The sequence below is a fragment of the Nonomuraea fuscirosea genome, assembly GCF_035917475.1.
Lineage (GTDB): Bacteria > Actinomycetota > Actinomycetes > Streptosporangiales > Streptosporangiaceae > Nonomuraea > Nonomuraea fuscirosea.
In genome coordinates, this window is sequence record NZ_CP109074.1 from 6,182,866 (window position 1) to 6,195,697 (window position 12,832).

Below are 12,832 nucleotides of genomic sequence, written 5' to 3' on the forward strand. Positions count from 1 at the left end.
CGGGGAGCGGCGTCAGGCGATGTGCGGTTTCCGACGGTTATTTGAGGAAGTCGGGCACGTCGAGTTCCTCTTCCTGCTCCTCGAAGATCACCCGAGGACGTTTGGGCGGCTCCGACATGCGGGAGGTGATGGGCGTGGGCGGGGTGGTGGGCTCAGGCGTGGGCCGGGGGATCGAGACGGGGCCCGACGGCTCGTCCGCCGGCTCGTCGGCGACGGCCTCGGCCGACTGCGCGGGCTCCACCGGGCGCACGGGCTCGGGACGCGGCTCGGGCCTGGGCTCGGGACGCGGCTCGGGCCTGAACTCCGCGCGCGGCTCCGGCCTGAACTCCGTACGCGGCTCAGGCCGCGGCTCCGCGCGGAAGTCGGAGCGCGGCTCGGGCCTGACCTCCCCGCGGGGCTCAGGACGCACCTCAGCGCGCGGCTCAGGGCGCAGCGCGGGCGGCTCGGACTTCACACTCGGGGACGCCACGCTCGGCCGTACAGGAGACGAAGGAGGCGGTGCGGCGGGCTGTGCGGCGGCGGGACGCCCGGCCGGGCGCGGCACCTGCTTCTCCGCCGGCCCGGGCACGTCGTCGAAGCCGGCCGCGATCACGGTCACCCGCACCTCGTCGCCGAGCGCGTCGTCGATGACCGTGCCGAAGATGATGTTGGCGTCAGGCGCGGCGGCCATGGAGACGAGCTGGGCCGCCTCGTTGATCTCGAACAGGCCGAGGTCGGAGCCGCCCGCGATCGACAGCAGCACACCGTGGGCGCCGTCGATGCTGGCCTCCAGCAGCGGGCTGGAGACCGCCATCTCGGCCGCCGCCACCGAGCGGTCGTCGCCGCGCGCGTGGCCGATGCCCATGAGGGCGGAGCCGGCGCCCGACATGACCGACTTGACGTCGGCGAAGTCGAGGTTGATCAGACCGGGAGTGGTGATCAGGTCGGTGATGCCCTGGACACCCGACAGCAGCACCTGGTCGGCCGCCTTGAACGCGTCGAGCACGCTCACCTGGCGGTCGGAGATCGACAACAGGCGGTCGTTGGGGATCACGATGAGGGTGTCGACCTCGTCGCGCAGGGTCTCGATGCCCGCCTCGGCCTGCGAGGCCCTGCGCCGCCCTTCGAAGCTGAAGGGCCTGGTCACGACACCGATGGTGAGCGCGCCCAGCGATCTGGCGATGTTGGCCACGACGGGCGCGCCGCCGGTGCCCGTGCCACCGCCCTCACCGGCCGTGACGAAGACCATGTCGGCCCCCTTGAGGACCTCCTCGATCTCCTCACGGTGGTCCTCGGCCGCCTTGCGGCCGACATCGGGGTTGGCGCCCGCGCCAAGCCCGCGCGTGAGCTCACGGCCCACGTCGAGTTTCACATCGGCGTCACTCATCAGCAGCGCCTGGGCGTCGGTGTTTATCGCGATGAACTCGACGCCCTTGAGTCCCTCTTCGATCATCCGGTTGACGGCGTTGACTCCGCCGCCGCCGATGCCGACGACCTTGATGACCGCGAGGTAGTTCTGCGGTGCTGCCACGACGAGGGGCCTTTCCGCTCGTTGACTTGCCATTTCGGTGCGGATCATCTCCGCTTTTTGTTAGTTCGGGTAACTCTCAACCTCAGGTTGAGATTTAGATTTATGTCAACCTGAGGATTGATACGGACAGTAGGAGTTACGCTCCAGGCGGGTCAACTAACCGCGCCGCAAGCACGTCCGGCGTGTCGCGGGCTGTCCGTTTCGCTCCGCAGTCACGCCTGGTCGCGGGCCTCCACTGCCGAAAGTCCGGCTTACAGGCTCTCACGGCGCGACCCCCGCCTCGCACAGGCTCGGCGATGCCGTTGCCCCTCGGTTGCCAGACCCTGACGATCACGATCACTTCAGGGTCACCACGTCGGGTGAGCTGACGTCGTACAGGGTGACCGCTCTCTCTTTCTTGAGCAGCGCGACCAGGATGCGGCCCTTCTCCCCCGGCCGGTCGGTGCCGCCCCACAGGACGGTGCGGCCGTCGGAGAGGATCAGTGTCACCCCCTCGGCCGTGCCCGCGCGGACCTGCCTGACCTTGGCCGCCACCTCGTCCGGCACGGACTGCACGACCTTCAGCGCCGCCGCCATGACCGGGTCGCCCTGGGCCGGGCGGTCCACCTTCAGCAGCGGCAGCATGGGCGGCACCGCGTTCTTCACCTCGATCACCACGCCCTGGCCGTCGACGATCGCCACCTTGTCGCCCGTCTGGACGGCGGCGACCGGCTCGCGCTCGACCACCTCGATCTTGAGCGTGCCGGGCCAGACTCGGTCCACCTTGGCGCCGGCGAGCTGTCTGATGGCCAGGACGCGGCTCTCCACGTCGGCCAGGTTGACGGTGGCGAGGGGGTGGAGGTCGGGCACGCCGGCCTGCTGTTTGATGCGCTCGCTCGGCACTGTGAGATTTCCCACGATCTCTATCGAACGCACTCCCAGCACGGGCGAGAGGAACACCAGCCACGCGGCCGTGCCCACCACCCCCGCCGTCAGCAGCACCAGGAAAGCCGTGCGCGCCTTCATCGCCCTCCCACCAGCATGCGCCCATGTCGGCACCGAACCTACGCCGACGCGCGGCCCGACACCGCGCGCCACGCCCAACCCGCGGCCCCGCCGCACCGCGCCAGGCGCCGCGCGGGAGAGGCGCCCGGGAACGAGGACTCAGGACAGGCGCGCGACGATCTGCGGCCCGAGCTCGGTCACGTCACCCGCGCCCATGGTGAGCACGATGTCGCCGGGCCTGGCCCGCTCGGCCACCAGCCCGGGCACCGAGGACCGGTCGGGCGCGTACGCCACCCGCTCGGGCAGCAGCGGCACCCGCTCGGCCACCATCGCGCCGGACACCCCGGGCTCCGGATCCTCGCGGGCCCCGTAGACGTCGAGCACGATGGCCTCGTCGGCCAGCCCGAGCGCCGCCCCGAACTCGTCGGCGAAGAACCGGGTGCGCGAGTAGAGGTGCGGCTGGAAGATCGCGATGACCCGCCCGGTGCCGGAGTAGGAGGCCACCACGTCGCGGGCGGCCCGCAGGTCGGCGGCCAGCTCGGTCGGGTGGTGGGCGTAGCTGTCGAACACCGCGATGCCGCCCGCCTCGCCCTTGGCCTCGAAGCGCCGCTTGGCCCCGGTGAAGGCGCCCAGCCCCTGCCTGATCTCCTCGAACGGCAGCCCCAGCTCGTCGGCCACGGCGATCACCGCGGTGGCGTTGAGCGCGTTGTGGGCCCCGGGAACGGCCAGGCGCACCTCGCCCCTGCCCTCGACGGTGAACACCGTGCCGAACCCGTCGGGCCTGACGCCGGAGATCCGGTAGTCGTCGCCGGTCACGCCGTAGGTCTTGACCCGCAGCCCGCGCTCCGCCGCCCGGCGCGCCGTCTCCGCCGCGCCGGGGTCGTCCGCGCACGCGATGAGCAGCGAGCCGATCCGGTCGGCGAACCTGGCGAAGCTGTCGTGGACGGCCCGCGGGTCGCCGTAGTTGTCGAGGTGGTCGGCCTCGACGTTGGTCACCACGGCGATGTCGGGGGCGAGCATGAGGAAGGAGCCGTCGCTCTCGTCGGCCTCGGCCACGAACATCCGGCCCTGCCCGTCGTCGGCGCCCAGCCCGGTGGTGACGAGCTGGCCGCCCACGCAGTAGGACGGGTCGGCGCCACACTTCTGCAGCGCCACGGTCAGCATGGACGTGGTCGTGGTCTTGCCGTGGGTGCCGGCGATGGCGACCGCGGTGCGCCCGGCCATGACGGAGGCCAGCGCGGCGGCCCGCGGGATGATCCGCAGCCCCTGCTTGAGCGCCTCGCCCAGCTCGGGGTTGGAGTCGCGGATGGCGGTCGAGACGACCACGGTGTCGACGTCTCTGATGTGGGAGGCGGCGTGGCCGATGTGCACGGTCGCGCCCAGCTCGCGCAGCTCGGTGATCAGCTCGGAACTGCGCGCGTCGCTGCCGGTCACCCGTACACCACGCTTGAGCAGGATGCGGGCTATGCCCGACATGCCGGCGCCGCCCACGCCGATGAAGTGCACCCGCCCCAGCTCTTCCACGGTGACGGGATCGACCAGCTTGACAAGACTCATCGGGCTATCTCCAACACTTTCCTGGCAAGCATGATATCGGCGTCCTTCCTCCCGAGTCTGGAGGCGGCCTCCGACATGACGACGACCCGCTCGGGGTCGTGGAGGACGGGCAGCACGTTGTGGATGATCCATTCGGGTGACAGCTCGGCGTCGTCGGCCATCAGGCCGCCGCCGCCGCGGACGATGCGCTCGGCGTTGATGCGCTGCTCGCCGTTGCCGTACGGGAGCGGGACGTAGGCGCCGGGCAGCCCGACCGCGGTCAGCTCGGCGCAGGTCAGCGCCCCGCTGCGGCACAGGGCCACGTCGGCGGCGGCGTAGGCGAGGTCCATGCGGTCGACGTAGGGCAGCAGCACGTATTGCGGGTCGCCGGGCGGCGGCTCGTGCTCGACGGTGTTCTTCGGGCCGATGACGTGCAGCACCTGCACGCCGGCCCGGCGCAGCACGGGCGCGGCGGCGAGCGCGGCCTGGTTGATCGACCTGGAGCCCTGCGAGCCGCCGAACACCAGCAGCGTCGGCCGGTCGTTCTCCAGCCCGAACCACGAGCGCGCCTTGTCGCCCGTGGACAGCCGGTCGAGCGTGACGATGTCGCGGCGCAGCGGCGTGCCGATGTATTCGGCCTTGGGCAGCGCGGTGTCGGGGAACCCGCTGAACACGTGGTCGGTCAGCCGGGCGCCGAGCCGGTTGGCCAGGCCGGGACGCGGGTTGGCCTCGTGGACGACGATCGGCACGCCGCGCCGCTTGGCCGCCAGGTATGCGGGCGTCGCCACGTAGCCGCCGAAGCCGACCAGGACGTCGGCCTGGACCCGGTCGAGTATGGCGGCCGTGGCGTTGATCGCCCCGGCGAGCCTGCCCGGCACGGTGAGCAGGCTCGGAGTGATCGCCCTTGGCAGCGGCACGGCCGGCACCAGCTCCAGCTCGTAGCCCCTGGCGGGCACGAGCCGCGACTCCAGGCCGCGCTCCGTGCCCACGCAGGTGATGCCGACGCTCCGGTCAAGATGGCGCAGCGCGTCCGCAAGGGCCAACGCGGGCTCGATGTGCCCGGCCGTCCCCCCACCGGCGAGGACCACCCTCATCTCGGTCACTCCCTAACGTGTCGCTCGGCCTTTGGACGTACCCCCCAGGCCAAGCCAGCTTAGGGCCCGCACGGCCGGTCCGGGGCCACGAGCCGCCAAGGCCTCCCGCGCGCCGGGCTCGCGTTTGGCGAACGACAGCAGCATGCCGAGCGCGGCGAGCGTGGGCAGCAGCGAGGAGCCGCCGTACGAGACCAGGGGCAGGGGGATGCCGGTGATCGGCAGCACGCCGAGCACGGCCCCCATGTTGACGGTGGCCTGCCCGACGATCCAGGCCACCATGGCGGCGGCGGCGAGCCGGGTGAAGGCGTCGTTGACCCGCACGGCGACGCGCAGCCCCGCGTAGCCGAGTAGCCCGAACAGGGCGACCACGATCAGCGTGCCCATCAGCCCGAGCTCCTCGCCGAGGATGGCGAAGATGAAGTCGCTCTCGCCGTGGGGCAGCCAGTTCCACTTCTGCCGGCTCTCGCCGAGCCCGAGGCCGAACCAGCCGCCGGAGCCCATCGCGATCTGCCCCTGCACGGCCTGGTAGCCCGCGCCCTGCGCGTCGGCCCACGGGTCGAGGAAGGCGCCGATGCGCGCCATCCGGTACGGCTCCACCTTGATCATTATCAACGCCGCCAGCACCGCCAGCGCCATGATGCCGCCGAACAGCTTGACCGGCGCCCCCACCACCCACAGCAGCGACAGGAAGATCATGAACAGGACCAGCGTGGTGCCCAGGTCGCGGCCGAGCATGACCATGACGGCCAGGATCGCGGTGCCGGGCATGAGCGGGATCAGCATCTGGCGCCACTCGATCCTGCCCTGCCGTACGCGCTTGGACAGCAGGTCGGCACCCCACAGCACGAGCCCCAGCTTGGCCGGCTCCGACGGCTGCACGGTGAACGGGCCGATGTAGATCCACCGCTGCGCGCCCAGCTCGGCCGAGCCGATGAACAGCACCATGACCAGCGCGATGATCGACAGCGCCATCAGCGGGTAGCCGGCCCATCGGAAGAACTTGACCGGCAGGCGCGAGCACAGGTACATCACCGGCACGCCGACCGCGGCCGACAGCGACTGCTTGATGAACCACGAGAACGGGCTGCCGGTCTTGGCCAGCGCCTCGATGCTGGAGGCCGACAGCACCATCATCAGCCCCAGCGCCAGCAGCAGCGCGCTGCACATGATGATCAGGTAGTAGGTCGTCAGCGGCTTGTCCAGCAGCTCCTTGAGCGTGCCCAGCTGCTCGCGCGCCCAGCTTCCCGGCCCCTCCTGCGCGGCGGCAGGGCGCCGCACCCGTTCCTCAGCGCTCGTGCTCACGCCGCGCCCTCAGCTCGCGTACGGCACGCGCGAAGGCCTCCCCCCGCGCGGGATAGTTGGCGAACATGTCCAGGGAGGCCCCCGCCGGGGAGAGCAGCACGGTGTCCCCTGGGGAGGCCAGCCGGGCGGCTTCGGTGACGACTCTTTCCATCGCACCAGTGTCCCGATCGGCGATGTCCACGAGGGGGACATTCGGCGCGTGTCGCGCGATGGCTTCGGCGATCCGGGCGCGATCGGCGCCCAGCAGCACCGCTCCGCGCAGTCGCGGCGCCGCCTGGCGCACCAGCTCGTCCACGTCCGCGCCCTTGAGCAGCCCGCCCGCCACCCACACCACCGACGGGTACGAGGCCAGCGCGGCGGCGGCGGCGTGCGGGTTGGTGGCCTTGGAGTCGTCGATGTAGTCGACCTCGCCGATCCGGTCCACGTGCGCCAGCCGGTGGGGGTCGGGCACGAAGTCGCGCAGCCCCTGGCGTACGGCCTCGGACGGCACGCCGAGCGAGCGGGCCAGCGCGGCGGCGGCGAGGGCGTTGGCCACGTTGTGCGGGGCGAAGGGGCGCACGTCGTCGAGCGTCGCGAGCTCCTCGGCCGCCTCGACCGGGTCGGCCACGAATGCCCGGTCCACCAGCAGGTCCTCGACCACGCCGATCTCGCCCCGCTTCGGCACCCGCAGGGTGAACCCGACGGCGCCGGGGTAGGGCGCGGCCAGCCGGGCGGCCTCGGGGTCGTCGGCGTTGAAGATCACGGTGCCGGCGCGTTCGAAGACGCGGCCCTTGGCGGCTGCGTACTCCTCCATGGAGCCGTGCCAGTCGAGGTGGTCGGGGGCCACGTTGAGCACCGCCGCGGCGTGCGGGGCCAGCGTGCTCGACCAGTGCAGCTGGAAGCTGGACAGCTCGACGGCCAGCGCGTCGTACGGCTCCGCCACCGCCCGCACCACGGGCGTGCCCACGTTCCCCACGGCCAGGGCCTTGCGCCCGGCCGCCAGCAGGATGGAGGTGAGCATGCGGACGGCGGTGGTCTTGCCGTTGGTGCCGGTCAGCGCCAGCCAGGGGGCCGCCTGGGCGGGCCGCAGCCGCCAGGCCAGCTCCACCTCGCCGACGACCTCGACCCCGTCGCGCAGCGCGGCGGCGATCAGCGGGTGATGCGGCGCCCACCCCGTGGTGATCACCCGCGTCACGCCTTCTGGCAGCGCCATCTCGCCGAAGCGGGTCTCGACGCCGACCCTGGCCAGCTCGGCCGCGGCGGCCAGCTGCCGCTCGCCCTCCGCGGCCTCCACGACCACGACCCGCTCGCCGCGCGCGGCCAGCACCCTGGCCACCGCGGTGCCGGACACGCCGAGCCCGGCCACGCAGGTGAGACTCATCGGGGCATCCACTCGACGTAGAACAGTCCCAGACCGAGCGCCGCGCACAACATGGCGATCAGCCAGAAGCGGACCACGATCGTGGTCTCCGCCCAGCCCTTGAGCTCGAAGTGGTGCTGCAGCGGCGCCATCCTGAACACCCGTTTGCCGGTCATCTTGAAGAACCCGACCTGGATGATCACCGACAGCGTGATCATCACGCACAGGCCGGCCAGGATGATGAGCAGCAGCTGGGTACGGGTGGCGATGGCCAGCCCGGCCAGCACGCCGCCCAGCGCCAGGGAGCCGGTGTCGCCCATGAAGATCCGGGCGGGAGGGGCGTTCCACCACAGGAATCCGATCAGCGCCCCCAGCACGGCCGCGGCCACCACGGCCAGGTCGAGCGGATCTCGTACCCAGTAGCAGTTGGGGCCGAGCTGGTCGATGCAGTTGTTGCGCAGCTGCCAGTTGCCGATCAGCACGTACGCGGCCAGCACGACGCCGGTCGCGCCGCTGGCCAGGCCGTCGAGGCCGTCGGTGAGGTTCACCGCGTTGGAGAACCCGACGATCATGATGAGCACCCAGATGGTGAACCCGACGATGCCGATCGAGGGCGGGCCGAAGTCGCGCAGGAACGACAGGCGGGTCTCGGCGGGGGTGATGCCGTACACGTTGGGCTGGCGCGTCACCAGGACGGCGAAGACCGCGCCCACGATCAGCTGGCCGAGCGCCTTGGCGCCGCTGCGCAGGCCGAGGCTGCGCTGCTTGTAGATCTTGATGAAGTCGTCCAGGAACCCGACCGCGCCGAGCCCTGTCATCAGGAACAGCACCAGGCCGCCCGACACCGTCGGGGGCTCCAGCATGGCCAGGTGGGAGGCGCCGTAGGCGAGCAGCGACGCCAGGACGAACACGATGCCGCCCATCGTGGGGGTGCCGCGCTTGCCGAGGTGGGCCTGGACGCCCTCCTCGCGGATCTCCTGACCGTAACCCCGCCGCGAGAACAGCCTGATCGCCAGGGGGGTGCCCAGCATGGAGAGGATCAGGCCGACCGCGCCGGCGATGATGATGTTGGTCACTGGGGGGAACCTCCGAGGATGATCTCGGCCGTGCGCTCCAGACCCATGGCCCTCGGTCCCTTGATCAGCACCGCGTCACCGGGCCGCAGCCACGAGCCCAGCTCGGCCGCCGCGGCCTCGGCGTCCGGCACGTGCACGATCCGCGTCGGCTGCCCGTAGTACGCCCCTCCCCCAGGCCCCGCCGCCGGTCCACCGACCGGCGGCCCGACCGGCGGCATGCCCGGTGGCGTTCCCGGCGGGGGTCCGGACGGCATCCCTGACGGCAACCCGGGCGGGGGCCCGCCCGCCTGGGACCCACCGGGCGCTCCGGGAGGCCCGCTCACGGGGGTTCCGCCCGGCATGCCGCCTATGAGCGGTCCTCCGGCGGTGGGAGGCCCCTGCCACCCCTGACCGGAGCCGTCGTCTTCCTGCCCGTGCCAGCCCGGCCCAGGAGGCACGGCACCCTCGTCGGGCACCTGCCATCCCGGCCCAGGAGCCGGCTGCGGCACACCAGCGTCGGACCCGTGCCACCCCTGCGGCTGCCCACCGCCCGCCTCGGGGCCGTGCCACCCCTGCGGCTGCCCACCGCCCGCCTCGGGGCCGTGCCAGCCCTGCGGCTGCCCACCGCCCGCCTCGGGCCCATGCCAGCCCGGAGGCCGCGCGCTGCCCGCCTCGGGGCCGTACCAGTCCGGCGACCGCGCGCCGCCTGCCTCTGGGCCGTGACCGCCTCGCGGGCCGCCCGCGTCCGGAACCGGCCCACCGGGCTGGGGCGCGCCGTGCTCGGCGGCCTGCCCATGCCAGCCCTGCCCAGGAGGCACCGCGCCTTCGTCGGGCACCTGCCATCCCGGCCCAGGAGCCGGCTGCGGCACACCAGCGTCGGACCCGTGCCACCCCTGCGGCTGCCCACCGCCCGCTTCGGGGCCGTGCCAGCCCTGGGGTGCGCCGTGCTCGGCGTCGGGTCCGTACCAGCTCTGGGGCGGCCCTTGCTCGGGGCCGGTCGGCTGCCGGTCCTGCGGCGCGGGCCCGTGGGGGCCGGAGAGCGGCCCAGGGGGCGTCTGCGCGGGCCCAGCGGGTGTCTGCGGGCCGGAAATCACCGCGCCCGGCACCGAAGGCCAGGCGGGAGCCACAACGCCCGGAACCGCGCCACCCGGCCCGGCGCCCGTCGGCCCGGCACCCATCGGGCCGGGGGCTCCTTGGGGGAAGGTCGTGTGGGCCGCCAGCTCCTGGGCGGTGGCCTGGGCGGCCTCGTGGGCGCCGTCGAGGACCGGGCCCGCATCGGGGCCGGCCACGATCAGCCCCGCGAGCCCCGCCCCGCCGGCCAGCCGGCCGAGTTCGGCGTTGAGGGCCGGCCCCTCGTCGCCCAGTTCGCGCAGCGCCGCGATGACCGCGAAGCGCCGGCGTCCCTTGCCGAGGGTGGCGAAGGCCTCGAAGGCCGCCTTCATGGAGTCGGGGTTGGCGTTGTAGGCGTCGTTGACCACGGTCACCCCGTCGGCCCGGTCGGTGACCTCCATCCGCCACCGGCTGCGCGGCGTGGCCTCCGACAGTTCCTCGGCGATGGTGGCCACGGGCAGCCCCAGCTCGTAGCCGGCCGCCGCCGCGGCGAGCGCGTTGGAGACCGCGTGCGCGCCGTACAGCTTCAGTGACACGTGCGCGGCTCCCGACGGGGTGCGCAGCGTGAAGGAGGCCCGCCCTCTGTTGTCGATCACGACGCCCTCGGCCCTGATCGCCGCGGACTCGCCGCACCCGAAGTAGGTGACCCGCGCCTCCGTACGGGAGGCCATCCCCCGCACCAGCGGATCGTCGGCGTTGAGCACGGCGACGCCCGTGCGCGGCAGCGCCTCCACCAGCTCGCCCTTGGCCTTGGCGATGGCCTCCTTGCCGCCGAACACGCCCAGGTGCGCGGTGCCGACGTTGAGCACCACGCCGATCTGCGGCGGCGCGATGCGGGTCAGGTCCTTGATGTGGCCGATGTTGCGCGCGGCCAGTTCCAGCACCATGAAGCGGGTCTCGAGGTCGGCCCGCAGGACGGTCAGCGGATGGCCGAGCTCGTTGTTGAAGCTGCCGACGGGCGCGATGGTCGAGCCGATCCGCCCGGTCAGCTTGGCCAGGAGGTCTTTGGTGCTGGTCTTGCCGGCCGAGCCGGTCACGCCGATCACGGTGACCTTGGGCAGCGTGCGGACCTGGGCGGCGGCCAGTTCGGCGAGCGCCGCGGCGGCGTCGGGCACGATCACGGCGGGCGCGTCGACCGGCCGGCCGGCCAGCACGGCGACGGCTCCCGCGCGTACGGCCTGCGCGGCGTAGTCGTGACCGTCGACCCGCGCGCCCTTGATGGCGACGAACAGGGATCCCGGTTCTACGGCCCGCGAGTCGATCACGACGGGCCCGCGCACCACCGCGCGGGGATCGGCCATGCCCGACAGGGCGCCCGAGGTTATCTCGGCGATCCTGGCCAGAGGCAACGGGATCATTAGTGCTTCCTGCTTTCCTTGCGTGCGTCGATCGCTTCGGCGACCACTTCGCGGTCGTCGAAGGGGATCACCTCGCCTGAAACGTACTGACCCTGCTCGTGGCCCTTCCCGGCCACGACGATCACGTCGCCGCGCCCGGCCCGGGCGATCGCCAGGCCGATGGCGGCCGCGCGGTCGGGCTCAATGATCACATGAGCGCGGTCGTGCTGCGGAACGCGGAGGGCCCCCTCCATCATCGTCGCGAGGATGGCCAGCGGATCCTCGGATCGGGGATTGTCGCTGGTAAAAATAGCGACATCTGCCAGTTCGGCGGAGATCTCCCCCATGAGAGGGCGTTTGCCCTTGTCGCGGTCGCCGCCGCAGCCGAGCACGATCGTCAGGGTCCCGGCGGTGACCGACCGCAGCGAGCGCAGCACCGACTCCACCGCGCCCGGCTTGTGCGAGTAGTCCACGACGGCCTGGAACTCGTCGCCTGCCTCGGTGACGCGCTGCATGCGGCCGGGCACGCCGGTCAGCGTGCCGACGCCGTGCACCGCCGTCTGCAGCGGCACCCCGGCCTCGACCAGCGTGACGACGGCCCCGAGCGCGTTGGCGACGTTGAACGGGCCGGGCAGCGCGATCTGCGCGTCGGCCTCGACGCCTCCCGGGCCGACCACGCGGAACGCGCTGCCGTCGGCCCCGAGCCTGGCGTCGACCGCGCGCCACTCGGCCTCGGGGTCGCCGAGCGCGGAGAACGTGGTCATCGGCACCTTGGCCAGGCCGATCAGCTCACGCCCGTAGTGGTCGTCGATGTTGGTCACGCCGGCCCGGCTCAGCTCCGGCTGGAACAGCTTCACCTTGGTCGCGAAGTAGTCCTCGAAGTCCTTGTGGAAGTCGAGGTGGTCCTGCGACAGGTTCGTGAACAGGGCGACGTCGTAGTAGAGGCCGTCGACCCGGCCGAGCGCGAGCGCGTGGCTGGAGACCTCCATGGCGGCGGCGCTGACGCCCTCCTCGCGCATGAGCGCGAACAGGCCGTGCAGCGCGGACGCCTCGGGCGTGGTGAGCGTGGGCTGGAAGCTCAGCTCGCCGGCGTGGATCTCGACTCCGCCCACCAGGCCCGACCGGTGGCCGGCGGCCCGCAGGCCGGCCTCGATCATGAACGTGGTGGTGGACTTGCCGCTGGTGCCGGTGACGCCGAGGATCTGGATGTCGTGGGCCGGCTGCCCGTACACCCAGGAGGAGATCTGCCCGAGCAGGGCGCGCGGGTCGGGCACGATGAGCACCGGCAGCCCGGTGGCCACGGCCGCGTCGCGGCCGGCCCGGTCGGTGAGCACGGCGACGGCGCCGCCGGCCATCGCGTCGGCGGCGAACGTGGCTCCGTGGACGCGGTTGCCGGGCAGCGCCACGTACAGATCTCCGCGTCTGACGGCGCGGGAGTCGATCGTGACGCCGGTCAGGGCGGCGTGGGGCGACCTCGACGTGCCGGAATCGGCGTCGAGCATGGTCGCGAGCCCGGTCAGCGGGCGAGGCGGGCTGGTCGTGGGACGCATAGACGACGGGGGACG

8 protein-coding genes and 1 pseudogene are annotated in these 12,832 nt (G+C 72.6%); all 9 read right to left on the bottom strand.

What is annotated here, in order from left to right:
• Window positions 1-37 precede the first annotated feature (37 nt).
• Window positions 38-1,510 (bottom strand): cell division protein FtsZ, encoded by a 1,473-nt coding sequence (gene ftsZ / locus OIE67_RS28175; protein WP_326645502.1) that lies wholly within the window; start codon window positions 1,508-1,510, stop codon window positions 38-40.
• A 336-nt stretch (window positions 1,511-1,846) separates the two neighbouring features.
• On the bottom strand, window positions 1,847-2,515 hold the full coding sequence (locus tag OIE67_RS28180) for a cell division protein FtsQ/DivIB (RefSeq protein ID WP_326626030.1): 669 nt from the start codon (window positions 2,513-2,515) through the stop codon (window positions 1,847-1,849).
• Between the two features lie 138 nt (window positions 2,516-2,653).
• Entirely contained in the window at window positions 2,654-4,051 is a 1,398-nt protein-coding gene (gene murC / locus OIE67_RS28185; RefSeq protein ID WP_106244602.1) for a UDP-N-acetylmuramate--L-alanine ligase, read from the bottom strand.
• The gene (murG, locus tag OIE67_RS28190) at window positions 4,048-5,124 is read right to left on the bottom strand and encodes an undecaprenyldiphospho-muramoylpentapeptide beta-N-acetylglucosaminyltransferase (protein ID WP_326626033.1); all 1,077 of its coding nucleotides are present in this window, start codon (window positions 5,122-5,124) and stop codon (window positions 4,048-4,050) included. Before murG ends, murC begins: the two co-directional genes overlap by 4 nt.
• Window positions 5,125-5,136: 12 nt before the next feature.
• Complete coding sequence (gene ftsW, locus OIE67_RS28195; RefSeq protein WP_181307831.1) at window positions 5,137-6,426, bottom strand: putative lipid II flippase FtsW; 1,290 nt, start codon at window positions 6,424-6,426, stop codon at window positions 5,137-5,139.
• The gene (murD, locus tag OIE67_RS28200; RefSeq protein WP_326626037.1) at window positions 6,410-7,786 is read right to left on the bottom strand and encodes a UDP-N-acetylmuramoyl-L-alanine--D-glutamate ligase; all 1,377 of its coding nucleotides are present in this window, start codon (window positions 7,784-7,786) and stop codon (window positions 6,410-6,412) included. Before murD ends, ftsW begins: the two co-directional genes overlap by 17 nt.
• The gene (gene mraY, locus OIE67_RS28205) at window positions 7,783-8,841 is read right to left on the bottom strand and encodes a phospho-N-acetylmuramoyl-pentapeptide-transferase (RefSeq protein ID WP_106244599.1); all 1,059 of its coding nucleotides are present in this window, start codon (window positions 8,839-8,841) and stop codon (window positions 7,783-7,785) included. Before mraY ends, murD begins: the two co-directional genes overlap by 4 nt.
• Before the next feature lie 1,217 nt (window positions 8,842-10,058).
• Window positions 10,059-11,288: pseudogene (locus OIE67_RS28210) on the bottom strand (UDP-N-acetylmuramoyl-tripeptide--D-alanyl-D-alanine ligase); the annotation flags it as partial.
• A complete protein-coding gene (locus OIE67_RS28215; RefSeq protein WP_326626040.1) occupies window positions 11,288-12,817 on the bottom strand; it encodes a UDP-N-acetylmuramoyl-L-alanyl-D-glutamate--2,6-diaminopimelate ligase in 1,530 nt (509 codons plus the stop codon). The pseudogene OIE67_RS28210 and the gene OIE67_RS28215, both read right to left, overlap by 1 nt.
• Window positions 12,818-12,832: the final 15 nt, after the last annotated feature.

Coding starts and splice junctions, on each gene's coding strand:
- OIE67_RS28180 (WP_326626030.1), bottom strand. CDS start 2,515: ATGAAGGCGCGCACGGCTTTCCTGGTGCTGCTGACGGCGGGGGTGGTG.
- murC (WP_106244602.1), bottom strand. CDS start 4,051: ATGAGTCTTGTCAAGCTGGTCGATCCCGTCACCGTGGAAGAGCTGGGG.
- murG (WP_326626033.1), bottom strand. CDS start 5,124: ATGAGGGTGGTCCTCGCCGGTGGGGGGACGGCCGGGCACATCGAGCCC.
- murD (WP_326626037.1), bottom strand. CDS start 7,786: ATGAGTCTCACCTGCGTGGCCGGGCTCGGCGTGTCCGGCACCGCGGTG.
- OIE67_RS28215 (WP_326626040.1), bottom strand. CDS start 12,817: ATGCGTCCCACGACCAGCCCGCCTCGCCCGCTGACCGGGCTCGCGACC.